A 24,515-nucleotide genomic window follows, 5' to 3' on the forward strand; every position below is an offset into this window, starting at 1 on the left:
TAAGTGATTACTTCTTGAACGTAAAATCCTGGTGCCTGCCCCCCTTTGCGGCAAAGATTTGCCGTATCCGGGGTCAGGCACCTTTTTTTTCTATTTCTGTAATTTATATTTTTTTATTTTTAGATATAGCGTATTTCGACTGATTTGTAAGATGTTGGCGGCTTTCGTAATATTCCATTCTACAGAATTTAATGTATGTAAGATCGCCATTTTTTCAGTGTTCGTCAGAGAAAGTGAAGTGTTTACTTCCAAATTTCCACGAGCAGGTTGACGCTCAAATTCATCTTCAAAATGCAAATCCTCACCATTAATTTGATTTTCTTCTGAAAAAAACGATGCCTGCATAAGAACACTTTTAAGCTCCCGTACATTACCCGGCCAATAGTAGGAGATTAGCTTTTGCTTCGCATCATCCGATAAACGAATAGAGGGGGTATCTAGCTTTGTGATTAAATGTTCGGCTAGCTCAATAATGTCCGTTCTATTTCGTAGAGAAGGGAGTGTAATAAAAATTCCTCTCAACCGATAGTATAAATCCTCTCTAAATCTTCCAGCCAGTACTTCCTCTCGCAAATTCTTATTTGTTGCAGCTATTACTCTCGTATCAATAACTTTAACGGAATCTCCGCCAATTCTAGTTACCGTTTTTTCTTGTAAAACGCGAAGTAAGGCTGCTTGTGCCTTCAAAGACATATCCCCAATTTCATCTAAAAATATCGTTCCACCGTCAGCAGCTTCGAATTTACCGGGAGCTCCTTCCCGCCTTGCACCAGTAAAAGCACCACGTTCGTAGCCGAATAATTCACTCTCAATCAAACTATCAGGGATGGCGCTGCAATTAATCGCAATGAATGGTTTTAGTTTCCGTGTACCAGATGTATGTAAGGATTGTGCGATTAATTCTTTACCTGTTCCGCTTTCTCCATAAATGATGATCGGATACTCAGATAAGGAAGCCTTCTTAACAATTTTCCTTACATTTGCTATTTTTGCACAGGAGCCAAAAATATCAGATATGGTATAAAGCTTTTTGTCCTGAGAGGATTTATGGCTATTTCTATGTAAGGACACAACAGAACGAAAAACTTTATTTGAATAATCGTCGATGATATCGATCGAATAGCCACCTTTCATATGGAACTCCTGTCCAATACAATCACTGCCTAATAATTGCTGGGCGGGTTTATTTGCACGAATAATTCTTCTTTCAAGATCGAGAGTAAGATGTGGGGTTGAACTTAGATTAGCTGTAATTTCCATTTCTTTTAATGCTAGAAGCTTTTCACGGTTTACATGATCCATGAGTAACCGGTTTTGCACAGCTTCTACAATCATACTAGCTAAAGAAACCATGGAAGGATGAAATAACTCTTTCCTTGCACTAATATTAACTGCTCCGATAAATTGGCCACTTGGAGAAAAAATGGGGCTTGCAGCACATGTGAGAAAGTGATTTTTAACATGGAAATGGTGTTCAGCGTGGGTGATGATGTTTTTTTTCTCATAAATGGCAAGTCCAATTGCATTGGTACCTTTCACTTCCTCTGACCAATTTGAGCCAATTGAAAAATAGTCAATGGATTCATCAATATCGAGATTACCTATTTTATGAATGATTGTTCCATTACCGTCAACGATCACTGTAACAAGTCCACTTGAATGAATGGTAGGATAAAGCTTTTCTAAAATGGCAGTAGTATGTTTAATCAAATACTCATTCTCTGTTAGAACCTCTTGTAATTTCTTGCCCGTAATTTTGATATCCTGAATTGGGCCGGTGGGTGAAAGTCCAAACCTTTGACATCGTTTCCAAGAAAGATCAATAATGTTCCTTTGATTGAAAAGATTGACGGATGACATGAGTATACCTATCCCCCTTAAATACTTTCATAGCCATTTTACAAGTGAAAATATTACTTTACATTTATTATACTATTATTCCATTATTTTGAAAGTAATGAATACTTTATTTCACCTATGTATCAAAATAGGACAGATGCTGCTCAAGTACTGAACAGCATTCTTATTTTTCCTTCTTAAAAAGCGCAATTTTAAAAGAAATTAAGATTGGCACGATAATTGCAAGTATATAAAATGACTGTTTCATATTAATTTTTATGGAGGGGGAAAAAAGATGGTAGGAAATAGAGCAGTAGCTTATATGGGACCTGGTAAAGTAGAGGTAATGGATATTGGTTATCCAGATTTAGTGTTAAGAGATGGACCTGGAGTAAACCCTTTAAACGTAGGACGTAAATGTGATCACGGTGTTATCTTGAAGGTTGTTACAACAAATATTTGTGGAAGTGACCAGCATATGGTGAGAGGGAGAACAACGGCTCCCGCAGGACTTGTGCTTGGGCATGAAATAACTGGAGAAGTAATTGAAGTTGGTCGTGATGTGGAATTTATCAAAAAAGGGGATCTTGTGTCCGTCCCGTTTAATATTGCGTGTGGACGATGCCGAAGCTGTAAAGAGCGCAACACACATATTTGTGAAAATGTAAATCCGGATCGTCCTGGTTCAGCCTATGGGTATGTAGATATGGGGGGATGGGTAGGAGGCCAGTCTGAATATGTGATGGTACCCTATGCCGATTTCCAATTATTGAAATTCCCGGATAAAGATCAAGCGATGGAAAAAATTAAAGATTTAACAATGCTCTCTGATATTTTTCCAACAGGTTATCATGGAGCAGTGAGCGCTGGTGTTAAGCCAGGATCTACTGTTTATATAGCAGGAGCAGGTCCTGTAGGGTTAGCAGCAGCACATTCGGCACAGCTATTAGGGGCTTCTGTCGTTATTGTAGGGGACTTAAATGAAGAAAGGCTTGCCCAAGCAAGAAGTTTTGGCTGTGAAACAGTAAATCTACGTAATCACCCAGATTTGGGAGAGCAAATTGACCAAATTTTAGGTATTCCTGAGGTTGACTGTGCTGTAGATTGCGTAGGCTTTGAAGCATCTGCCCATGGTACGAGTGGTATAGAAGCACCAGCAACTGTATTAAATTCAATTATGCAGGTCACACGTGCTGGGGGACGACTTGGAATTCCAGGTCTTTATGTAACAGGAGATCCAGGTGGAATTGATGAAGATGCCAAAATTGGTACATTGAGAGTTCGTCTAGGATTAGGATGGGCAAAAGCGCATACGTTTGTAACAGGACAAACACCAGTCATGCAATACCACCGTGACTTAATGCAAGCGATTTTAAGTGGAAAAGCACAGATTGCAAAAGCTGTGAATGCAACGGTTATCTCCTTAGACGAAGCGCCAATGGGCTACGCAGAGTTTGATAAAGGTGCTTCAAGAAAATACGTAATTGACCCTCATGGACTTGTGAAATAAGGGTGGCTGGTGATGGAGACACCCAGCCTGTTCAAACGATGTTTTGCTGAAGGTATCGGTACTGCTTTATTAGTTCTCATTGGTCCTGGAACAGCTGCCTTTAATGGAATTATCACGGCTAATAACAACGAGTCTACAACATTGGCGGATATTGGAGTGATCAGTTTTGCCTTTGCAATAATTGTTATGGCCATGATCTATGCAATAGGAAGATTAACGGGTTGTCACATTAACCCAGCGGTTACGATCGCATTAGCTTCGACTGGTCATTTTCCATGGAAAGAAGTAGGACCCTATCTCATTGCACAATGTGTGGGTGGTACCATTGGGGCGTTTGGAATTGTAACGGTTTTAGGCATGGACGGAGTCTTGTTAGGTAATTTGGGTGCTACTGTACTTGCACCATCTACCGGATATTTACAAGGTATGATTATTGAGGCCATTGCAGCGTTTATTCTGATGTTCGTAATTATGGGAATTGCAGTAGACTCCAGGGCTCCAAAGGATTGGGGAGGACTTGTTATAGGTTTAACCGTTGGAGGGATCATCATGATGACTGCCGGTGCTACGGGAGCATCATTTAATCCTGCAAGAACCTTCGGACCATATGTTGTAGATAGTCTACTAGGTGGTAATATCAACTGGATCCAGTTCCCTGTCTATGTAATTGGTCCAATAATTGGTGCCATTGCAGCGGCGGTGCTTTATACGTATATGACTAGTCCGAAAAAGTTACCGGTATCAAATGAAGCAACTCAAACTGAAGTAGTTAAATAGAGATATGTAAAGGTGATAGTCCCTCCACTTTTTGGGAGGCGACTATCGCCTTTTTAGATTTTTATAGAGGGTGTTTGGCAATTGAAAAGAAGCTGTTATTAAAGGATTTCTCCTTATAACAGCTTCATGAATAAAAAATATTAGAAAAACTTTAAAAGTCCTCCCATTTGTCTTAGCATACCAATTCCGGTTGTAACCTTTCCTACGTGTCCCATAACCGTTTGTAATCCTTGGAGTCTAGAAGTTGGAGCCTGTTGATTTGGAGTTGTAAAAAAAGAACGAGGCTGTCGTCTAATTCGATTAGGCGGTCCAAATCTTCTTGGAGGGAATGGTCTCCTTCCTGGGTTTGGAGGATAAAATGGCATATTTAATCACCTCCTGTTAGTTTCTCTTGTCCTGTAACCTTCCTGACCACCATATGACAAGTGTCTTTGAATTGATTAGACTTTAAGATAAATTGTCTACAAATAATACATATACCTACATAAAATAAAATAAGGGAACTTGAAATAAATTGGTTTATATTTAAAGAGAGGTGGAGGAAATGAAAGAAATATTAAAATTAAAGATGGTGCCTGATCCTCATAATAAAGCATTACCACACCTGGGGTCAGGCACCTTTTGCGCATCCATGGAAATGTACCATTAATAATCAAATTCACTCTGTAAATACTAACCATTATGCTATAGTAAATAAGCCTTCGAACAAACAGGCAATGGTGCAACGTTTTCTTCAAGTAGAAAACCGAATGATAGCCAAACAAAAAGAAATTCAAGCACTTCACCAAGAGGGAGAAGACGTTCTCGCTAAAGAGTGATTGATACTAAGTAGAGTGGCTTATCCCGGTAGGGAGACACTTTTGTCCACACCTGGGGTCAGGCACATTTTTTAGGCAGGCGTGTACGACTCAAAATCGTTATCCGTGAGGAGTGTCGGGTTGAGCCCAACACCGGTATCTTTAGGTAAAATCCAGTTTAATTAAGAAACGAAAAAACACTCAAAAATGTTGCTGCATCAATGTTTGTGAGTGTTTTTTTGTTTTTCTAGAAAATGGCTGAAAAAGGTAGGATTTGAAATCAGCTTTGAATATTAAGTTAACAGAAGAATTCAAGGATTAGAATCAAAGTATAGGGAAAATAGCAACTTGTGGATTTTATTGTTGCTGATTAATGAGTTGTTGAAGTTTTCTTTCAGGCTGTGCAGTTTTACTTAAAATAAAGTCTATTTTTTCTTTGTTTTCGGTTAACTCAACACGCATGCTTGTAATATTTCTTTTAGTATCGTTTCTTGTTCCATCTTAATCACCGCCCTTTTTAAAAATGGTATAAATGATAATTTTGAACTATGGAAGATGAAAACGGAAAGATAATTTAATCGCTTTAGATGGAGTATTGTATGTCTGATTAATAATATTTTCCTCTCTAATTGATCAAATTTGTTCACCTATAGTTAAAATTGACAAAAGAATGAACTGGACTAATTCTATATAATAATAATTTTTGAAAGTGCTTGCACTGAAAAAGAATGTATGCTATTTTTAACTTGTATAAAAAATAGACATGTCTAATTCAATTCCAAACAAAGGCTTTAGTAATACGAGGGGAATGATTGAGAAGAAAGGTTAGAAGCTTCTTAAGCGTTATGACATATAATTCAATCGTTTTAAATTATATTAATATACCAAATATTGGTGTAGAAATAGACGTTATAGCTATCTTGTCCTTCGGACTATTAGTTGGTCTTAATTTGGAAAATAATACAAAGCACGCTGTAAAAGGAGAAAAATAGTATGAAGGGATTTAAGCGCATACATCTGATTGTTATGGATTCGGTAGGAAGGCTATGGTAAAGCCTTAGAGGAGTTTGATAAACGATTAAATGAAGTATTTGATTTAATTGAGGATGACGATTTATTAATTATTACAGCTGATCATGGCAATGATCCGACCTTCCATGGTACAGATCATACACGCGAATTCATTCCTGTATTGGCGTATTCTAAGCGATTAAAAGAAGCTAGTAAATTACCTGAAAATGATACATTTTCCGATATTGGTGCAACCATCGGAGATAATTTCTCTGTGGAAATGCCGGAAAACGGAAGTTCTTTCTTGAAATTATTAAAATAAAAGGAGGCTGAGTGAAATAAATAGTTCAAATAAATTGAAAAGACCACTCTATGTAAATGTATATGACGAACTTCTCCTTCAAATTACTAAAGGAGAATTCCCAGCAGATAGCAGGCTTCCATCAGAACCAGATTTAGCAAAGCAACTAGGGGTTAGTCGTGCAACATTAAGACAAGCTTTAGCCCTTTTGCAGGATGACGGATTGATAAGAAATATACGTGGGAAAGGCAACTTTGTCATTGACTCTTTTTACAAACAAAAAGCCGATATTCAATTAGAAAAATTAAGTAATCCGATGCATAAGTGCCATATGAGTACATTTGATGGAATCGATATCCAGTACTATATGGATACGGGATCAGAATATACGAAACAAGTATTAAAAAGCGATTCGTCTAGAGTAGCAGCTGTTGAACGTTTTTATCATAAAGGGAACGATTTAGTAGGCTATGCCTTTACTTTTATATCCATGGAAACGGTAGAAGATTTATCTTTAGACTTAGATAATAAGGAACTACTATTGGATTTTACAGAAAATCAAGCGTATGTGAATGCGCTTCATGGAGAAATTGAAATAAAGTATACAAATACTGTTAATATTGCGAATCGAAAAGATAGCTTAATTGGTCGAAATAATTGCTTTTTGCTAACAGAAAGCCTTTACGATCATGTAAATCATCCAATCATGTTTAATAAATTCTATGTGCCTCAGCAGTTTGCGAATATAAAATTAAATGTCTATAAATAGCGATTAGAAAACTCGTAAATTATTTAAAAATAAGATTTAAATGACTATTTTGAATCACTAAAGATTTTCGATGTAATTTTAAAAAGAGAAAGAGGTCGAAGAGTATGAGTCAACAGTACCCTGATTTAATTCCAGAAAATGAAAGGGTTGGACAACCTAAGCAATTATTTTGGATATGGTTTGCATTGAATATCGGTATAATGGGATTGGTTTACGGAGGAATAATTGTAAGCTATGGTCTCAACTTTGTTCAATCAGTCATAGCTGCATTCTTTGGGGCAGCATCATTTGCACTTATCGGATATCTTAGTATACCAGGTAAGCTAGGAAAAGCACCAACATTTGTGTTATCCCGGGCGGCTTTTGGATCAAAAGGAAACTTGATTCCAGCTGTACTAGCGTGGATCTGTTTGATTGGTTGGTTAAGTGTCGGTAATGTTCCTACCGGAATTTTCTCGATTAATGCAATTGTTACCGCAATTGGATTTGAAGTAACAACGACAACACAAATAATTGGTTTAGTTGGCCTTGCGGGTGCAATTATGGCATTATCTCTTGTAAATCAAGAAACACTTGTAAAAGTTCAAACAATCTTTACCTATATTTTTGGTGCCCTAACAGTCGTTGTTTTGGCTATTTTAGTGCCACAAACAGATTGGTCAGCACTTGTAAATATGCCTAATGGAGATTGGGTTGGAGGCGTATTGCCTGCTATTTCCATTATAATTGCTGGTTCAGCACTTAGCTGGGCGATGGTTGCGAGTGACTATTCAAGTTACCAAAGTCCTGGGTCTTCAAATAAAGCGATTTTCTGGACAACAACTTTCGCATCATCAATACCATTATTTGTAATCATGTTCTTAGGTATTTTAATGAATGCAACGAATCCTGAACTTGTTAGTTCAGCCGATCCAATCGCGGCATTAGCTTTACAAATGCCAAAATGGATGGTCATTCCATACTTTATCACAGCGCTAGGCGGAATTATTCCACCGGCAGTTATATCACTTCGTTCTGGGCGAACTGCTTTAGAAGCTACAAATATAAAAATTTCAGAACGAACATCGATTATTTTCCACGGTGCCATTATGGTATTGCTTCCGACTTATGTGTTATTCATAAATGGTGATTTCTTAGGTTCATTCATGATGTTTTTAGGGGTTGTCGGAATAGGCTTAGCGGCTTGGACAGCTGTATTCGTAGCAGACTATGTTATCCTTCGCAAAAAGCAAGGGTATGATCCTGACATCATTTCAGGTGATAAAAATATTTCTGTTAATAAAGGGAATGTACTGATTTGGTTTTTGAGTGTTATTGTCGGACTACTCTTTACTACAAACCCAATATTCCCTGCGCCTTTAGCAAAAGGTATTTTTGAAGGGAACAGCCTGGGAGTATTGCTAACATTTGCATTCGGGTTAGTTTTAAGCTGGATTTATTCATCTGGGCAATTGAAGAAACAAACAGTAGAAAAAGGCGGAAAATCAGCTTAAGTTATACAACATATGGAGGTAAGAAGGATTATGAGTATTCATTTAAATGCAAAAGAAGGTCAAATTTCTGAAAAAGTATTAATGCCTGGAGATCCACTTCGTGCAAAGTATATAGCAGACACATTTTTAGAGGATGTGGAGTGTCATAATACAGTTCGGGGAATGTATGGTTATACTGGAACATATAAAGGACACAAGATTTCAATTCAATCATCTGGAATGGGTGCTCCGTCTATGAGTATTTATGCCACCGAGCTTATTAAGGATTACAGCGTGAAAAACATTATTCGGATTGGTACAATCGGAGCTATGAAACGCGAAGTTAAAATTCGTGACATTGTCATGGCACTGGCAGCTACAAATGATTCGAAAATGCAAAATATCATTTTCCCGCAAATTAATTATGCACCAAACGCTAGCTTCACTCTTCTTGAGAGAGCATATCGTTTATCGAAGCAAAATGATGATTTGAACGTACATGTAGGTAATGTGTTCACTGGCGATTCATTCTATGAGGATGACGAATCCATGATCCATAAACTCGCTGATTACGGTGTGTTAGGTGTAGATATGGAGACATCCGCACTTTATCTACTTGGAGCTAAATACAACATCGATGTTTTAAGTATCATGACAGTGAGCGATCATGTAATTACGGGAGAAGAAACCACAGCAGAAGAACGTCAAACAACATTTAATGACATGATTATGGTAGCTTTAGAGACTCTAATTAATGAATAGTAATAGTTTCAATGATAGAAAAACCTTACTTTTTTAGAAGTAAGGTTTTTTTATAGACTTTAGGTTTGTTGTCTTTAAGAAACGAAATATAAAAAAAGTGGGGATGCTGAATTCCCCACTTATTGCAAATTAACCTTTTACTGTTTCAATCTCAATAATTTTATTTCCGATTGCTTCTGTAAGTTCTTCTGCTGTTTTAGGGACGAATGTTTTTAGAATGGCATTGATCATTGGCCCCATCATCCCTTTAGCGGTGATATCTAAGTTTCCAATCATCCTTGTTTGGTCATCAGATAATTTTTCCGCCTCAAAATAACCGCTTCCGGAAAAATTTTCATTTAATCCAGTTAAGTTGAAGGTAACGCGGCTTGGTTCTATCCATTCGGTAATGTCAATTTGGAGCTTTACTGTTTTTTGCATGATCCCAATGTCGCCTTTAAAGACCCAGGTTGATTGACGTTCATTTAGGATTTCATGTTCAATGTATCCTGGAACTAATGGTGCCCAGTTGTTCATATCCTTCACAAAATCCCAAATATGTTCAATTGAAATGTCCAATTCCTTAAAATGCGTTCCGCTCGGCATAGTAATCCTCCCTTACACTGATGTAGTTAAATCTTCACTAATTTTTCGTGAAGGTGCATTTCCAACATGAATGCCAGCTAAATAACCAAATGTGAGTGCAGGTCCAATTGTACCGCCAGCACCTGGATATGCAGATCCAAGAATCCCCATCGCAGCGTTCCCAGCAGAATACAATCCAGGAATAGCTTTACCGCGAAGGCTGATTACTTGTCCGTTTTCATTAATGCGTGGACCACCGTTTGTACCTAATGAACCATAATAGATGGGTAGTGCGTAAAATGGCGCTTTAACAATCGGGCCAATGTTAGCTTGAGGACCAGCAAAGCGGGTTGCGAACTTTTCAAAATGTAAAGTTCCTCGGCTAAATTCTGGATCCACTAAATCTTCGGCATGCTTATTAAAATTCGTTACCGTTTTCTCCAAACCATCAGGATCAACACCAATTTTTTCAGCGAGCTCACGAATTGTACTTGCTTGATCAACCCAGTCCGGAGCAGGTTCACCAGGTGCCATTGTCATAATGAGTGCACGATCTTTTAATTGCTGGTCGAAAATAAGCCAAACAGGTGGTTCGTTCGGCCAAGATTGAGTAACCTGGTCGTATTCATAAAATGATTTTGGAAAATCCATATATGTTGATCCTTCATTCGCAAATCGTTTTCCGTGACGGTTTACAATAATGGAATTTGCCATTGTCCGTGCTTGACTGTCGATCATATTATAGACACGACCTTCATATTCAATCGTAGGGTCAACAAATGCTGGTGACCACCATGCTTCTCCCATATTTGCTAAGCTAGCACCAGCTTCCATTGCCATAATCAAACCATCGCCTTCATTTGCAGATGGTGATTGTGGGTGAGTGATCTGCCCCTTCAGGAATGAACGTACAAGCTCCTTATTCCACTCAAAGCCACCTGTCGCAATCATCACACCTTTACGGGCACCAATATAAAAGTCTTTTCCATCTCGATCAGCGCGAACACCGATCACTTCGCCTTCATCATTCATAACAAGTTCTTTTCCAGGTGTTTGAATAAATGTTTCAATGCCACGTTCAACGACTGCCTTAAATAGACTACCTGCAAGTGCTCTTCCCATAGTGGTAATATTTTGCTCCATACGTTCAGCTACTATGGAGAAATCGATATCCCCTGGATCTGCTGCTCCACCTTCCTCTAGTGTTAGTGGAGGGAAGATTGGATTTCTACGAATTTTATCTGCCCACTCACCTAATTCATTCAATGGAAATGGAAGTGGATCAAGAGACCGACCCTCATTCTTTCCACCTGGAAGATCTGCATAGTAATCCCCATACCCTTTTGGAACAGTAAAACGTACAGGTGTATGTTCGTACAAGTAATCTATCATTTTCCATCCATTATCAATAAACACATCAATGAGTTCTGGATCTGGCTCTTTTCCTCCAGTTAAATGTGTAATGAGTTGTTTGGCTTCTTCTTTAGAATCTGAGACTCCTAGATCCTTCATATAACGGTTCATTGGAATCCATGGAATTCCGCCTGAAAATGCCGTAGTGCCCCCAATCTGATCTGCTTTCTCTAAAATGATTACATTAGCACCTTGGTCAGATGCTAGAATGGCAGAAGTCAAGGCAGAACCACCACTTCCCAAAACAACTACATCAGTCTCGACATCCCATTTGATTTTCTTGTGAACTACCATTTTCATAACCTCCTAACGATAATTTGGTATCGCTTTCAAAAATATAGTAAAAGCTATAAAAAATATGCCCTTCTATATATAATGGTAACAAAAAGAAGTTTAACTACAATAAACAATACTCAGCTAAATGATGCATAATAGACAAAACAAAACAAAATGTTAATTAAGTGTATGGAAGATGGACAAGGAAGAGTAAAATGTCTAAAAAATTGGATCCTCGAGTGAAACGTACAAGATAGATGTTTGAGGACTTATGGAAATGAAAAAAGAACCTTTCAAAAATAAAAGGTTCTTTTTTCTATTTATCTATTGTTTTTACAATCCATAGCAGCGATATGACCAAACGTCATGCCAGGTCCTAAGGTTGCACCTGGACCTGGGTAAGTTTCACCCATAACAGAGGCAGAACAGTTTCCACTCGCATAGACACCTTTTATAGGCGTACCATCAGATTTTATAATACGGGCAAGTTCGTCAACTACGACTCCGCCTTTTGTTCCAATATCGCCTGGATACACCCGAAGGGCATAAAAAGGGCCTTTAGCTAATGAGTCGAGATTTGGATTTTTCAAAGTAGGATCACCATAATAACGGTCATATGGGTTATCTCCTCTGCCAAAATCTTCGTCTATCCCATTTTTAGCGAACTGATTAAAGCGGTCAATGGTTGATTTTAATTTATCCGGTTTCATTTCGAGCTTTTCAGCCAGTTCTTCGATCGTATTTCCAACTCTTACAATATCATTGGAGTAATACTCTTTAGGGAAATCTTGTCCTGGGAAAAGAGCAGCAAATAAATACCGGCTTTTTGTATTTTTATCTACGATAATCCAAGAATGAATTGCTTTACCATTAGTTTTATCGTTGTGTTCATACATTTTTTCCACAAATTCATGATAAGGAATTGCTTCGTTTGCGTAGCGATCTCCATTTTGGTCAACAATCATCATATTTGGCAACGCCCTGTCCGCCACCAGAAAATAAGGTTTTCCATTATGATCGATAATGGACGGAGCTCCCCATACTTTATCCATCAGATCGAATTTCGCTCCTAATTTTTCGGCTGGAGTAAGAATATCGCCTGTTTGCCCATTTGGAGATGAAGTCCAAGCAATATTTGTCGGCTTAGGCAAGTATTTATCCCTCTTAATTTGGCTGCGTGAAAATCCGCCAGAACCAAGAATCACACCCTTATTGGCTTTTAAAAACATTTCTTTGCCATCTTTATTCACTTTTATACCGATTACTTGATCACCTTCAAATATAAAATCTTCGAAAGAAGTGTTTAACCAAAGTTCTCCGTTTATTTCTTTGTAAGACAAAGCAAGTCTTGCGATCAAAGACTGACCCAATGAAGCAGGACGAGCCCTTGTTAATTTTGTTTTAATCATCCTGATACCCAATCGCAAGGCTCTCATTTTTCCTTCCCATGTTCGAGAAACCATGTTAACTTTATGGAAATCTTGACCTGTCATCACAAAACCAGCAGTATCCAAGGATGGCTCAAGCATTAGTTCACGCCAGTCTTGCAGTTTATTCGTGTCGATAAAAAGAGGTTCGATGGATCGACCGATTGCTTTTCCGCCAGGTAAATGAGCATAATAATCGGAATAATTTGTGGCATAGGAGAATCTCATGTGCTTGGTTCTGGTATGAAGATAATCAAGCATTTCAATTCCCTTTTTTAAATAAGTCTCTTTCATTGAATCCGAAATTCGATCCCCGATAGTGGAATCTAGATAAAGTTTTGCTTCTTCGAATGTATCTGCAACACCTGCTTCCGATAAATAACGGTTGTTAGGAATCCAAACCCCACCACCTGAAAGAGCAGATGCACCACCAAATTTCTTTTCTTTTTCGATTAAAAGCGTATTCAAACCTTCTAATTTTGCCGTTAGAGCGGCAGAAAAGCCTGAAGCACCAGAACCTACAACCAAAACATCTACTACTTTATCCCACTGCATCACATTACCCCCTTAAAATATTTATTTTTGTACTCAAACATATATCTACTACAATATTTCATCCCCCTGCAAATATAAAAAACAGCGTTCAGTCTTCTCTGACTGGGAATTACTATCTTTGAGATTGAACAATAATCTGGGGGTATTCCTTTTCAACCATTACATTCGCCAAATCAATTTATCCAAGAATATTGATACCAATTTCAAATCGTATTTAAGTGAAAAACTGTAAAAGATAATCACCTTCATATATAATGTTAACAAATAGAAATGTAAGGACAATAAACAATATTCAGATAAATGATGCATAATAGACACAACTAAACAAAGTGTTAATTAAGTGTATGGAAGATGGACAAGGGGGAGTAAAATGTCTAAAAAGTTAGATCCTCGAGTGAAACGAACAAGGAGAATGTTTGAGGATGCTTTGCTAGAACTACTCGAAGAAAAAGAATACAAGGAAATTACAGTTCAAGAAATCACAAAAAAATCCTCTTTAAATCGTGCCACGTTTTATTTGCATTATTATGATAAAAATGAGCTTCTGGAGCGTTGTTTGGATGCGGCTTTGGAGGATTTAAGAGAAAGCATTAGGTTACCTGAATATGAATTTACTTATAATTGCGAACAGCCACATCCTACCTTTATTCGGCTCTTAGAAAAAATGATGGGAAATAGTAGATTCTATAAACTAATGCTTGCTGAAGAAAAAATACCTTATTTTACAGAAAAAGTGGCAGTCGTCATTAATGAACTTGTGGATCAATCAATCAAATTTTTGGAGAAAGACAACATGGCATATCGAGTTCCTATTCCCATTGTGAAATCATATATATCCTCAGCCTATTTAGGCGTTATTATTTGGTGGCTGAAAAATGACATGCCATATACACCTACATACATGTCAACCCAATTAACGATCATGTCAACTGTCGGTCCGTTTTTGGAAAATCCTTATTTGAGGAAGTGAAGTATAGTCCCTTGCATGAGTCAATAATATTTTTAGAGCCATAAAGCCTCTTATTACCTAGGGGGTCAGGCCCCTTTTTGTTAAAAGAGAAGCGCATCCATGGAAATGCACCATTAATAATCCAATTCACTCTGTAAATACTAACCAATATGCTATAGTAAAAAAGCCTTTGAACAAACAAACGGACATTTATATACGAAAAGAGACGTGATTAGCCTTGCCAGATTTTTTACAACTGGGTATTCGAAAAGAGATTAACCATACATTAAAGTCATTAGGTATAGCAGTGCCGACTTCTATACAAGAACGGACGATACCATCAGTACTTGAGGGGAAGGATGTTATTGCAAAAGCACAAACTGGAACAGGAAAGACGTTGGCTTTTGTTCTGCCCATTCTTGAAAAAATTGATGTGCACAATTCGGATGTTCAAGCCCTTATTTTAACTCCAACAAGGGAATTGGCTCAGCAAATTACAAAAGAAATTAAGAAAATGATGGAGAACCTAGATGGTGTCAATGTGTTAGCTGTATATGGTGGTCAGGATGTTGAGCATCAATTAAAAAAGTTAAAAGGAGCTCAACATATTGTCGTTGCAACACCTGGTCGGTTATTAGATCATATTCGCCGTGGAACAATTGATCTTTCAACGATTCAGATGCTTGTGATTGATGAAGCTGACCAAATGTTACTTATGGGTTTTCTTCCAGAGGTAGATGATATCATTAATGAAACATTCCCTTCTAGACAAACCATGTTGTTCTCTGCAACAATGCCTAATGAAATTCAATCTCTTGCAAAAAAATATATGGTAGAGCCAGAGATCATAGAAGTAAAAGCAAAAAAAGTAACGGTTGAAGAGATTAAACAAGTTGTGATTGAAACAACTGACCGAAGAAAACAAGCAACTTTATTGCATTTAATCGATGAGCATCGTCCTTTTTTAGCGATTATCTTCTGTCGTACAAAAGTTCGAGCTAAAAAGCTTCACGATGCATTGATTGCTAACGGGTATGAATCAGACGAGCTACATGGTGATTTACCACAATCCAAACGTGAAAAAGCGATGAAACGATTTCGTGAGGCGAAAATCCAGTTTTTAGTTGCAACAGACGTTGCTGCACGGGGACTTGATGTAGAAGGGGTAACACATGTCTATAACTATGATATTCCACATGATGTTGAAAGCTATGTTCACCGGATTGGACGAACTGGCCGTGCAGGTGGCGATGGGATTGCCATTACTTTAGTGGCTCCTAAGGATCTTGAGTTCCTACGAATGATTGAAAAAGGGATTCATCAAAAATTCGAAATACACGTGATTAAAGGAGTAAGTATCCCTGATAAGGAGGACTATCAGAAAGAAAGAAACGAGCAAATAAAAAAAACAAAGCGCCCTGAAGGTAATCGAAAAGACAGAAGCAATGGTGCAACGTTTTCTTCAAGTAGAAAACCGAATGATAGCCAAACAAAAAGAAATTCAAGTACTTCACCAAGAGGGAGAAGACGTTCTCGCTAAAGAATAATGATACATAATGGACTTCCTTACCTCTGGAACGAGAGACGCTTTAGTCCACCGGGGTAAGGTACCAAATTCAGGAGGCTACACCCATGTTACATAAACAATTGAAAAATTACATTTCATCAGAGTTGATGAGTAAAGAACAAACTGCCCCTTCGTCAATAACATTATATCAAGAGGAAAAGGATTACATTGAAAAATATAAATTGATTTCAAATGACGTGATATTAATAGAAAAAGATCCTACTACACGTTTCGTTGAAGCGTACATTGAAAGATGTGATAAAGAAACAGAAGAAACACTCTCCAAAGAATCATTCGATTTTTTAGAACACCCGATTGACTACCTTCAAAAACACAAGAATGAATTTCTATTCGTTGAATCAAATTGGTTGGAACTAATCGGCGTGGATGCAATTGCGTTTGAAGTGAATGATGTATTTGGAACGTACGACGTCATGGTAGGATTGAAGCTGCAGAAAAAGTTTGAGGCCACTCTTAAAGAAAACTTAAGAAAAGATTTAAATGGAGTTGAATCAAAATTTGAATTGATATTTAATCAAAATGATGGCTTATGGGACTTGAATTTTTCTTTGAATTATGTGAATGGGTTCAAAGAGGAGATATCATTAGAGGAAGCACTTCGGCTAATTTATCAATTTTTATTTAAACTAGTAGAGAGAACAGAAGAAAAAAGCATGGACGTGACGTGAATTAACTGTTATATCCTATTCTTCCTTGCATATGATACCATTTATCACTATACAAAAAAGGGACGTGATTGGACATGATAAAAATTACCATACCTACTCCAGATCTTACAATTACAGAACGGAAACAAATTCCGAAAGAAAATGAACCAGTAATCAAGGATATTTACGGATTTATTGATTTCCATCTAATACCAAGAGATAAAGGCGGCATATTCTTATTTTTTAATCAAAATGATGAGCTTCTTTTTGTTGGAAAAGCGCGGAAACTACGTCAAAGAATTAAAAAACATTTTGAAGATACGGTATCTCCTATTAAAATGCACAGAGATGAAGTACATAAAATTGATATTTGCATAGTAGAAGACCCACTGGATCGAGAAATTTATGAAACATATATCATTAATAAACTCAAGTCAAAATATAACGTTGAAAAAGTATTTTATTAAAAAGGCTGTGTTCGTAAACAATGTTGCTTTTATATACGTGTTGAATTCCGTTTTCCGCGGGCCCGAGCCATTAAAAATGACGAGTTGACCTTTACGGGTCCTTTTTGTGTTAGTAGGTAAAAGAAGACCAAGTCCGATTTTTACTAATCCAATACCGAATTTAAGGGCTTCAAAACCACCAGTGTCTCGTCCAGTCTATCCTTCTATACTTCCATTTCTTATATTAACTGTTTCGTTGTATCGATCGAAAATATAAACAAAAAATGGCTAGTCGCTAGTCCACCACTGGATTGCGGGAGTTAATGGATTATATGAAATTGGTTGGGGATAAGGATGGGAAAGGGAGTAAAATTTAAGGATAAAGCAAAGCGGAAAATGGATAAAGTGCGAATTATTGGTGTTTAAAATAAAAGTTAAACACTGTTAAATATGCATATTTAACTAAGTCAAAAACATAATTCGACCCCGACCAGCAGTATCCAATCTATCTTCCTGTTTATCGTAATAGAATTAATTAATACAATCATACCCGACGTCTTTCTACAGTTTGTAGAAAGACGTTTCTTTATTGTTTATTTGGCATTTTCTACCCTTTAAAATAACACCAAATCCTGTTCACTTTTTATTTTTAAGTATGGTATGCTACTAAAATGAAATAACAAGGTAATTAGAAGTGCGTTTAAAAAGCACACTCACACCTATGAAAAAGAACCGAGGGAAGAAAGTTGAAGAAAAAAGGAAAAATTAAAAAACGGAACCAAATCGACTATTTCGAGAATGGTTCTGATGAATTTTTTTATTATATTGCAGGGTATGCAGATGGTGGTGCACCCTATGGAACTACTTGGCAGGAAATTATTGCTGATGAATTGAAGTTTCGGAGGGCTGTGAAGAAGGATGCCAAGAAAGTTGCGGAACTTATCCATATCGCCATTGACGATATTGCTGAGCAACTAACTGGGCAAACGAAGAAAGAAAATATCCGTGAAACGCTAGAGCATTTTTTTCGTGAAAAGGATAATCGTCTTAGCTTTCAGAATATAGCGGTTGCCGATATTTTAGGAAAAGTTGTGGGAATTGTGATTACCTACCCTGGTGAAGATGCCCTCCGTTTGGATGAGCCTATATTGAAAAGATTAAGAAATAAAAGAAAGAATGAGGAAATCTTCCTAGATCAAGAGGCCGACGAAGGGGATTTTTATATCGATACCGTATGTGTTGATGATCGATTTCGTGGCCATGGAATCGGAACGATGCTGTTAAAAGAGGCAGAAAAGTTAGCCTTACAAAAGGGGTATTCAAGAGTCACTTTAAATGTTGCCCGTGATAATCCTTTGGCAAAGAAGCTATATAACCAAATTGGCTATCAGGAAGAGAAAGTAATACAAATTAATAAGCATCCTTATGATTATATGGTGAAAACCTTTGAACTGGAGAACAATAGTAGGCGGGAATTACTAGCGGTTACATCCTAAAATACCTATTTTTTATATCAGAATAATAATGAAGGTAGACTTTTGTACTATTTGAAATTGTTGTATCAGCATCAATGTCCTTATTGGAAATAATAAAATGTTTACTGAAATAGTATTTTAATGATAGAATTTAATTAGTTAACTTATGCTTAATCTTATTCGTAAGAGCGGGGGACCCAAACGATTTATACGGATATTGTCCGTTATAGGTGAATTCTTAAATAGAAGGGGCTCAATGTTTCCGATAGCCCTAACCTGAAAGCTAACCTCGTAAGCAATTTAGTGGAAACGAGAACGATAGAATAGTAAGTCGGCTCTAGCCGCTTTTTTTGTGCTCATTATCGTATCATTTGTTTCCCTTACCTAGAAGTAGGTTTATTCAAAAACATCAAGAAGGTGGGGTAATTTATGAAAAAGTTTAAATTAAGTTTAGCGACTCAAATTTTTATTGGTCTTGTATTAGGTATTATCGTCGGTGGGATTTTCTATGGAAGTCCCACAGCGCAAAGTTTCTTACAGCCTTTCGGGGATCTTTTTATCCGATTAATTAAAATGATTGTTGTACCAATTGTCCTTTCTAGTATCATTGTTGCGATTGCGGGTGTTGGTGATTTAAAATCGGTTGGTAAGTTAGGTGCTAAATCACTGACTTACTTTATCGGAATGACATTGGTTGCGATTGCGATCGGTCTTATTGCTGCCAATATTTTTCATCCTGGTGCTGGTCTAAATATGGACACGCTAGAGAAAAGTGACATTTCAAATTATGTGCACACATCAGAGGAACAAGAAGGTAAATCACTTGCCGATACATTGCTTCATATTGTTCCGACAAATCCAATTAAAGCAATGGTTGAAGGCGATATGCTCGCGATTATCTTCTTTGCAGTCGTGTTCGGTCTAGGAATTGCAGCGATTGGTGAAAAAGGAAAACCCGTTTTACGTTTCTTTGAGGGTATGGCAAATGCCATGTTTTATGTGACGAACTTATTTATGAAGTATGCCCCAATCGGTGTCTTTGCATTAATTGGTGTAACGATTTCGAAATATGGTTTCGCATCACTTATTCCATTAGGCAAGTTGGCTCTTACTGTGTATGGAACGATGATTTTCTTTGTGATTGTTGTATTAGGCTTGCTAGCTAAATTCATTGGGCTTAACATCTTTAAATTATTGAAGATGATTAAAGAAGAGTTAATCCTGGCCTTTTCAACAGCAAGCTCGGAAACCGTCCTTCCAAAAATTATGGACAAGATGGAACAAGCAGGAAGTCCAAAACATATTGCGTCTTTCGTTATTCCAACTGGTTATTCTTTTAATCTGGATGGATCTGTTTTGTATCAAGCTATCGCATCCTTATTTATTGCACAAATGTACGGAATTCACCTAAGCATTGGTCAACAAATTATGCTAATGTTAGTCCTAATGGTGACATCTAAGGGGATGGCAGGAGTACCTGGAGTATCCTTTGTGGTTCTATTAGCGACATTTAGTACAATTGGTTTACCGGCAGAAGGATTAGCGTTTATTGCGGGTATTGACCGTATTCTCGATATGGGACGAACTGCGGTTAACGTGGTCGGAAATTCATTAGCGGCACTTGTTGTTGCGAAATGGGAAGGTCAATATAACCCTCCTACTAATGAAGTTGAAACCATGAGAGAAGCAGAAGCTGTATAAAATGCAAATAAATGAAGACTTTCAAGCCGTAATGTAACGGGTTGATTAATGATACAAAGCATAAATTAACAAACCTCTAAGCAGTCCAATTGCATTTAAATTGGACTGCTTATTTTGTGTTATAGCAGATGTTTTCAAACAAAAAAATAGCACACTCTTTTTTTGTATTTAAGCAATGGGTTGTCTTTTTTTTACTTTAGTAGCAATTGTCAAAAAGGATAAGAAAAAATAATGATTTGTACAATTATGGGTAAACTATCTTTGTGCTTCTAGAAAGGGGGCACTGCGATTGAAAAAAATTACATATGCATTGAGGAGGGTAACGATGGGAATTTTAAGTGGAAAACCTACGGAAGAGCCATTACACTATGGCGAGGTATTTGATCTTTGGACTTCAATATTAGTAGGTAACAGCATGATTGCTGGGTATCAAACCATGATTAACCATGCAGGAGACGATGACTTAAAGAAGTTATTAATGGAAGCAATTGAATTATGTAAGCAGGAAAAGAAACAGGTGGAAGAAATATTAAAAGAAAATGGGATTGCTTTGCCACCAGCAGCACCTGAGCCGCCTGAAGCGTGCTTGGAGGATATACCGATAGGTGCTAGAGTTCCTGATCCAGCTATTGCTGCAACACTTTCTGCGGATATTGCTGCTGGATTAGTTGCATGCAGTCAAGTAATTGGAAAATCGATAAGGGAAGATGTGGCACTCATGTTTGCTCAAATGCATACTCAAAAAGTAGCACTGGGAGCAAAAGTACTCCGTTTAAACAAAGAAAAAGGGTGGCTAATCCCCCCTCCATTGCATCCGAAAAAGCTAGGCGATTGTTAGAATTAAATTGAGCTGAATCCAATATGGATTCAGTTCTTTTTCGAATTATTTTAAGAAATAATGAAACAAAGGCAATAGAGAAGCGTAGATTAAACGCTTCTAGATCAGATTAGTTATTCAAATCATATAATCCAGGTGAATGTTCATTAGGCATTACGGGCATTTCAGGTACAGGATACCCTTTTGGTGGTTTAATAACAGATAGGTCTCCACCATTTCTACTAGGGGTTGTTCCTTGGAAGATCTCACCTATCCGTGTCTCATCCAATCTAAAATTGAATTGAGTATTATGAAATCCCATTTCAACATATTTACGATATTCTGGATATTTGTTTATATCATAATTGGGTACTGGAAAAATCTTTCCCCAATCGACTCCGAGTGTTTGAATTATGTAATTTCATAATCAAAAAGTAGCACTGGTAGGAAAAGAACTACGTTGCCTAAAAAAGTTATATTCTACTATGGATAGAAATGGTACTATAATCATGAACAGTCCATAAAATGAAAAGGAGACTTGTCATGGAGGAAATCCTTATGAAATATATGGCTAAATATACATCGCTCAATGAAGCAGAGCAACAGGCTGTTATTGATGATTTACGAAAAGAGAAATTTAATAGGGGGACCTATCTGATCAAACAGGGTGATGCTCTAACCAACGAATGTTTTTTTGTGTTGAAAGGGTGTGTCAGAGAATATCAAATCGATAAAGATGGAATTGAAGCTACCTCCAATTTCTATACCGAAGAACAAGCCATTTCGTTGTTTAATATTGAAGAACCAGATCAATCATCCAACTACTCATTAATTTGTCTAGAAGACTGTGTGTTGGTTGTTGGTGACATAGAATCCGAACTAGAAATGTATAAGCAATATACGGAGCTTGAAACCATGACCCGCCGAATGATGGAAGGCTACCTTGCCCATGTTCAAAATGAATTCGCGAAATTTATTCGCTCAACTCCAGAAGAACGCTATAAAACAATCATCCAAACTCGACCAGATCTTCTCAAACGTGTACCCCAACATCAATTGGCAAGCTATCTAGGTATGACACCAGAGTCATTAAGTAGAATTAAAAAGCGAATTCAAAAAAACTTTCCTAATTTATGATCCTCTTAACTTAAGTCAATGCTCCGTCTACATTTTCCCAATTATAATTATAATAAAGGTTTAAAAGGAGGAACGAGATGAAAGCAATTATCTCTGAAAGCTACGGATCACCAGATACACTTAAACTTATTGAGGTCGATACACCTATACCTAAGCAAAATCAAGTACTAGTTAGAGTTCATGCGTCATCGATTAATTTTGGAAATCTTGTTTTATTAACAGGGAAACCACTGCCAGCAAGAATAGTTTTTGGACTTAGGAAACCGAAATACTCGATTCCTGGTGGAGACATGGCTGGAATTGTGGAGGCGATAGGTGAAGATGTCACCCAGTTTCAGGTGGGGGATGAGGTTTATGGTGACCTATCCGTTAGTGGCTGGGGTGCTTTTGCGGAATATGTAGCCGTTGATGAAAATGCATTGGTTTTAAAACCTAGTAATCTTTCATTTACTGAAGCGGCTGCCGTACCTATGGCAGCGATAACGGCTTTACAAGCGATTAGGGACAAAGGGAAGGTAAGGACTGGACAGGAAGTACTGATTCATGGAGCTTCGGGTGGTGTGGGAACCTTTGCCGTTCAAATTGCAAAAGCATTTGGTGCCGAAGTGACGGCTGTGGTGAGTACCAGAAACGTTGATATAGCAAAATCCCTTGGCACTGACCGTGTGATTGATTATAAAAAAGAAGACTTTACGAAACATAATCAAACCTATGATGTGATTCTCGGAGTGAATGGAAGTCAATCCATCTCTACCTATAAAAGAAAGCTAAAAGAAAATGGGGTATTTATTCATGTGGGTGGCGCAGAAAGTCAAATGTATCAAACAATGACGCTAGGATCTTGGTTTTCGATGATTGGAAAAAAGAAATTTATCACCTTTTTACAGAGGGCAAACCCAAACGATTTAGTATTCATGAAAGAGCTAATTGAAAAAGGAAAAGTAAAGCCAGTTATCGATAGAAGCTATTCCTTAAGTGAGGTTACAAAGGCATTTCACTATTTCGAAGAAGGGCATTCACAGGGGAAAGTGATTATAACCATCTAATATTGAAGAAAAGAATCTTTGATTGTATCCTAGTAATACATCGAAATTTCGTGCAGGAGGAAGCAATATGCTTGATTTAAACCCTGAGCAATTTATCTTAAAACCAACGTTTGCGACCATAACCTGTGAACCCAACTGGCAATGGAAACGAAAGGAACCTATTCCCAACTATGATTTGCTATACGTTTGGAGTGGGGAAGGGAAATTAGTTTTAAACGGTAAGGTTTATTCGATAGAAAAAGGCAGCTGTTTTTTATTTCTACCTGGCGATTGGATAACGGCCACTCATAATCCTCAGAATCCACTCAAGTTAACATACATCCATTTTGATTTAGAGAATTTACCGTCTTTATTACCGTCTTCTTATCGGATGATGCAGGATGCAATTGCATTCGAGTCTCTTTTAACACGATATGTTCGTTTGTTTTTAATCAAAACGTATGGGGCGGAAACGGAAGCAAAGCTTATCCTTAAACAATTAATGATCCTGCTTTTACGGGAGGAGCATCAGGTCAATGAACAAGTAGACCAAGCACACCATTCTCTTTTGTCCGCCATTAGGGAAGTGGCAAATTACGTGCAACAACACCCCGGTAAAGAGCATACGGTTGAAAGCTTAGCTGCGCGTGCAAACTTTTCACCCCGTTACTTTTCACTAAAATTTAAGGAAGTTATCGGACAATCGATCAAATCCTACATTGTGGAGACCCGTATCAAAAGAGCTGAGCATTTATTGCATTATACGGGAATGACAGTTACCGAAGTGGCTGATGCATTAGGCTATCGTAATCTCCATTTTTTTAGTAGACAGTTCAAAAAGTATACGGGCAAAAGTCCGTCCGAAATCCGCTAGAGTCATTTATGAATAAAAACCCAAGTACCAATTGGAACTTTAGATGATAATTCTAGAACGTCATGATTAAACATTCTAATACATCCATGTGAGACACTCTTACCGATTGAAGCTGGGTTATTTGTTCCGTGTATACCGTAATGAGGTTTTGACAATCCCATCCACAGCACTCCAAAGGGTCCCCCGGGATTACGTTGTTTATTGATAATCGTGTATGCTGCATTAGGTGTTGGTGTTAACATTTTTCCAACTGCAATTGGATAAACCTTCACCAGCCTCTTTCCATCAAAAAGTTTCAATTGATGTTGTGAGGTAGATATGACAATCCATTTCGCCATGCCGATTCAACTCCATTTTTTAAATATTGTATGAAGTAACCCAGA

The 24,515-nt window shown here is 37.5% G+C and carries 21 protein-coding genes, 2 pseudogenes and 1 riboswitch; of the genes and pseudogenes, 16 read left to right on the forward strand and 7 right to left on the reverse strand.

Annotation, left to right across the window (positions count from 1 at the left end):
* Positions 1 to 90: 90 nt before the first annotated feature.
* A complete protein-coding gene (locus V7147_RS07110) occupies positions 91 to 1,860 on the reverse strand; it encodes a sigma-54-dependent Fis family transcriptional regulator (RefSeq protein WP_335367155.1) in 1,770 nt (589 codons plus the stop codon).
* A 274-nt stretch (positions 1,861 to 2,134) separates the two neighbouring features.
* On the opposite strand from V7147_RS07110, the gene fdhA reads away from it, so the two are divergent.
* A complete protein-coding gene (gene fdhA, locus V7147_RS07115; protein WP_335367156.1) occupies positions 2,135 to 3,349 on the forward strand; it encodes a formaldehyde dehydrogenase, glutathione-independent in 1,215 nt (404 codons plus the stop codon).
* 12 nt (positions 3,350 to 3,361) lie between these two features.
* Complete coding sequence (locus V7147_RS07120) at positions 3,362 to 4,126, forward strand: MIP/aquaporin family protein (RefSeq protein ID WP_335367157.1); 765 nt, start codon at positions 3,362 to 3,364, stop codon at positions 4,124 to 4,126.
* Positions 4,127 to 4,266: 140 nt separating this feature from the next.
* Here V7147_RS07120 and V7147_RS07125 read toward each other — a convergent pair whose 3' ends face one another.
* On the reverse strand, positions 4,267 to 4,491 hold the full coding sequence (locus V7147_RS07125) for a hypothetical protein (protein ID WP_335367158.1): 225 nt from the start codon (positions 4,489 to 4,491) through the stop codon (positions 4,267 to 4,269).
* Positions 4,492 to 5,962: 1,471 nt separating this feature from the next.
* Here V7147_RS07125 and V7147_RS07130 point away from each other — a divergent pair.
* The 4 genes and pseudogenes from V7147_RS07130 to deoD form a co-directional block, all read left to right on the forward strand.
* Positions 5,963 to 6,256, forward strand: a pseudogene (locus V7147_RS07130) (phosphopentomutase); the annotation flags it as partial.
* A gap of 34 nt (positions 6,257 to 6,290) precedes the next feature.
* Positions 6,291 to 7,004 (forward strand): GntR family transcriptional regulator, encoded by a 714-nt coding sequence (locus tag V7147_RS07135; RefSeq protein ID WP_335367159.1) that lies wholly within the window; start codon positions 6,291 to 6,293, stop codon positions 7,002 to 7,004.
* 104 nt (positions 7,005 to 7,108) lie between these two features.
* On the forward strand, positions 7,109 to 8,497 hold the full coding sequence (locus tag V7147_RS07140) for a purine-cytosine permease family protein (protein ID WP_335367160.1): 1,389 nt from the start codon (positions 7,109 to 7,111) through the stop codon (positions 8,495 to 8,497).
* Between the two features lie 30 nt (positions 8,498 to 8,527).
* On the forward strand, positions 8,528 to 9,238 hold the full coding sequence (gene deoD, locus V7147_RS07145) for a purine-nucleoside phosphorylase (protein WP_335367161.1): 711 nt from the start codon (positions 8,528 to 8,530) through the stop codon (positions 9,236 to 9,238).
* A 129-nt stretch (positions 9,239 to 9,367) separates the two neighbouring features.
* Here deoD and V7147_RS07150 read toward each other — a convergent pair whose 3' ends face one another.
* The 3 genes from V7147_RS07150 to V7147_RS07160 form a co-directional block, all read right to left on the reverse strand.
* Positions 9,368 to 9,823, reverse strand: coding sequence for a CoxG family protein (locus tag V7147_RS07150; RefSeq protein WP_335367162.1), 456 nt, complete (start codon positions 9,821 to 9,823; stop codon positions 9,368 to 9,370).
* A gap of 12 nt (positions 9,824 to 9,835) precedes the next feature.
* A complete protein-coding gene (locus V7147_RS07155; protein WP_335367163.1) occupies positions 9,836 to 11,509 on the reverse strand; it encodes an FAD-binding protein in 1,674 nt (557 codons plus the stop codon).
* A 302-nt stretch (positions 11,510 to 11,811) separates the two neighbouring features.
* Positions 11,812 to 13,473: an FAD-dependent oxidoreductase gene (locus V7147_RS07160; RefSeq protein WP_335367164.1), complete on the reverse strand. Its 1,662-nt coding sequence runs from the start codon at positions 13,471 to 13,473 to the stop codon at positions 11,812 to 11,814.
* Positions 13,474 to 13,843: 370 nt separating this feature from the next.
* Between V7147_RS07160 and V7147_RS07165 the strand changes: the two genes are divergently transcribed.
* The 7 genes from V7147_RS07165 to V7147_RS07195 all read left to right on the forward strand — a co-directional run bounded on the left by V7147_RS07165 (position 13,844) and on the right by V7147_RS07195 (position 21,117).
* Positions 13,844 to 14,443 (forward strand): TetR-like C-terminal domain-containing protein, encoded by a 600-nt coding sequence (locus tag V7147_RS07165; protein ID WP_335367165.1) that lies wholly within the window; start codon positions 13,844 to 13,846, stop codon positions 14,441 to 14,443.
* Between the two features lie 217 nt (positions 14,444 to 14,660).
* Positions 14,661 to 15,962, forward strand: coding sequence for a DEAD/DEAH box helicase (locus V7147_RS07170; RefSeq protein WP_335367166.1), 1,302 nt, complete (start codon positions 14,661 to 14,663; stop codon positions 15,960 to 15,962).
* A 92-nt stretch (positions 15,963 to 16,054) separates the two neighbouring features.
* The gene (locus V7147_RS07175) at positions 16,055 to 16,678 is read left to right on the forward strand and encodes a branched-chain amino acid aminotransferase (protein WP_335367167.1); all 624 of its coding nucleotides are present in this window, start codon (positions 16,055 to 16,057) and stop codon (positions 16,676 to 16,678) included.
* Positions 16,679 to 16,746: 68 nt separating this feature from the next.
* On the forward strand, positions 16,747 to 17,124 hold the full coding sequence (locus V7147_RS07180; RefSeq protein ID WP_335367168.1) for a nucleotide excision repair endonuclease: 378 nt from the start codon (positions 16,747 to 16,749) through the stop codon (positions 17,122 to 17,124).
* A gap of 725 nt (positions 17,125 to 17,849) precedes the next feature.
* Complete coding sequence (locus V7147_RS07185) at positions 17,850 to 18,599, forward strand: GNAT family N-acetyltransferase (RefSeq protein ID WP_335367169.1); 750 nt, start codon at positions 17,850 to 17,852, stop codon at positions 18,597 to 18,599.
* 136 nt (positions 18,600 to 18,735) lie between these two features.
* Positions 18,736 to 18,891: riboswitch (cyclic di-AMP (ydaO/yuaA leader) on the forward strand.
* Between the two features lie 116 nt (positions 18,892 to 19,007).
* Positions 19,008 to 20,279 (forward strand): cation:dicarboxylate symporter family transporter, encoded by a 1,272-nt coding sequence (locus tag V7147_RS07190; protein ID WP_335367170.1) that lies wholly within the window; start codon positions 19,008 to 19,010, stop codon positions 20,277 to 20,279.
* A 325-nt stretch (positions 20,280 to 20,604) separates the two neighbouring features.
* The gene (locus tag V7147_RS07195) at positions 20,605 to 21,117 is read left to right on the forward strand and encodes a DUF3231 family protein (RefSeq protein ID WP_335367176.1); all 513 of its coding nucleotides are present in this window, start codon (positions 20,605 to 20,607) and stop codon (positions 21,115 to 21,117) included.
* A 109-nt stretch (positions 21,118 to 21,226) separates the two neighbouring features.
* On the opposite strand, the pseudogene V7147_RS07200 reads toward V7147_RS07195, so the two are convergent.
* A pseudogene (locus tag V7147_RS07200) lies at positions 21,227 to 21,508 on the reverse strand (manganese catalase family protein); the annotation flags it as partial.
* 131 nt (positions 21,509 to 21,639) lie between these two features.
* Here V7147_RS07200 and V7147_RS07205 point away from each other — a divergent pair.
* The 3 genes from V7147_RS07205 to V7147_RS07215 all read left to right on the forward strand — a co-directional run bounded on the left by V7147_RS07205 (position 21,640) and on the right by V7147_RS07215 (position 24,132).
* A complete protein-coding gene (locus V7147_RS07205) occupies positions 21,640 to 22,233 on the forward strand; it encodes a Crp/Fnr family transcriptional regulator (protein WP_335367171.1) in 594 nt (197 codons plus the stop codon).
* Between the two features lie 77 nt (positions 22,234 to 22,310).
* Positions 22,311 to 23,279, forward strand: a complete 969-nt coding sequence (locus V7147_RS07210; protein ID WP_335367172.1) for an NAD(P)-dependent alcohol dehydrogenase — start codon at positions 22,311 to 22,313, stop codon at positions 23,277 to 23,279.
* A gap of 67 nt (positions 23,280 to 23,346) precedes the next feature.
* A complete protein-coding gene (locus V7147_RS07215; protein ID WP_335367173.1) occupies positions 23,347 to 24,132 on the forward strand; it encodes an AraC family transcriptional regulator in 786 nt (261 codons plus the stop codon).
* 2 nt (positions 24,133 to 24,134) lie between these two features.
* On the opposite strand, the gene V7147_RS07220 is transcribed toward V7147_RS07215, so the two are convergent.
* Entirely contained in the window at positions 24,135 to 24,470 is a 336-nt protein-coding gene (locus V7147_RS07220; protein ID WP_335367174.1) for a L,D-transpeptidase, read from the reverse strand.
* Between the last annotated feature and the right edge of the window lie 45 nt (positions 24,471 to 24,515).

Source organism: Bacillus sp. JJ1521 (assembly GCF_036965165.1).
Classification (GTDB): domain Bacteria; phylum Bacillota; class Bacilli; order Bacillales; family Bacillaceae_L; genus Ferdinandcohnia.

What these genes read in the sequence shown, in the direction of transcription:
- V7147_RS07165 (WP_335367165.1), top strand. Translation starts at nt 13,844, where the DNA reads ATGTCTAAAAAGTTAGATCCTCGAGTGAAACGAACAAGGAGAATGTTT.
- V7147_RS07140 (WP_335367160.1), top strand. Translation starts at nt 7,109, where the DNA reads ATGAGTCAACAGTACCCTGATTTAATTCCAGAAAATGAAAGGGTTGGA.
- V7147_RS07190 (WP_335367170.1), top strand. Translation starts at nt 19,008, where the DNA reads ATGAAAAAGTTTAAATTAAGTTTAGCGACTCAAATTTTTATTGGTCTT.
- V7147_RS07210 (WP_335367172.1), top strand. Translation starts at nt 22,311, where the DNA reads ATGAAAGCAATTATCTCTGAAAGCTACGGATCACCAGATACACTTAAA.
- V7147_RS07110 (WP_335367155.1), bottom strand. Translation starts at nt 1,860, where the DNA reads ATGTCATCCGTCAATCTTTTCAATCAAAGGAACATTATTGATCTTTCT.
- V7147_RS07220 (WP_335367174.1), bottom strand. Translation starts at nt 24,470, where the DNA reads ATGGCGAAATGGATTGTCATATCTACCTCACAACATCAATTGAAACTT.
- V7147_RS07160 (WP_335367164.1), bottom strand. Translation starts at nt 13,473, where the DNA reads ATGCAGTGGGATAAAGTAGTAGATGTTTTGGTTGTAGGTTCTGGTGCT.
- V7147_RS07155 (WP_335367163.1), bottom strand. Translation starts at nt 11,509, where the DNA reads ATGGTAGTTCACAAGAAAATCAAATGGGATGTCGAGACTGATGTAGTT.
- V7147_RS07195 (WP_335367176.1), top strand. Translation starts at nt 20,605, where the DNA reads ATGGGAATTTTAAGTGGAAAACCTACGGAAGAGCCATTACACTATGGC.
- V7147_RS07150 (WP_335367162.1), bottom strand. Translation starts at nt 9,823, where the DNA reads ATGCCGAGCGGAACGCATTTTAAGGAATTGGACATTTCAATTGAACAT.
- fdhA (WP_335367156.1), top strand. Translation starts at nt 2,135, where the DNA reads ATGGTAGGAAATAGAGCAGTAGCTTATATGGGACCTGGTAAAGTAGAG.
- V7147_RS07125 (WP_335367158.1), bottom strand. Translation starts at nt 4,491, where the DNA reads ATGCCATTTTATCCTCCAAACCCAGGAAGGAGACCATTCCCTCCAAGA.
- V7147_RS07205 (WP_335367171.1), top strand. Translation starts at nt 21,640, where the DNA reads ATGGAGGAAATCCTTATGAAATATATGGCTAAATATACATCGCTCAAT.
- V7147_RS07215 (WP_335367173.1), top strand. Translation starts at nt 23,347, where the DNA reads ATGCTTGATTTAAACCCTGAGCAATTTATCTTAAAACCAACGTTTGCG.
- deoD (WP_335367161.1), top strand. Translation starts at nt 8,528, where the DNA reads ATGAGTATTCATTTAAATGCAAAAGAAGGTCAAATTTCTGAAAAAGTA.
- V7147_RS07175 (WP_335367167.1), top strand. Translation starts at nt 16,055, where the DNA reads ATGTTACATAAACAATTGAAAAATTACATTTCATCAGAGTTGATGAGT.
- V7147_RS07120 (WP_335367157.1), top strand. Translation starts at nt 3,362, where the DNA reads ATGGAGACACCCAGCCTGTTCAAACGATGTTTTGCTGAAGGTATCGGT.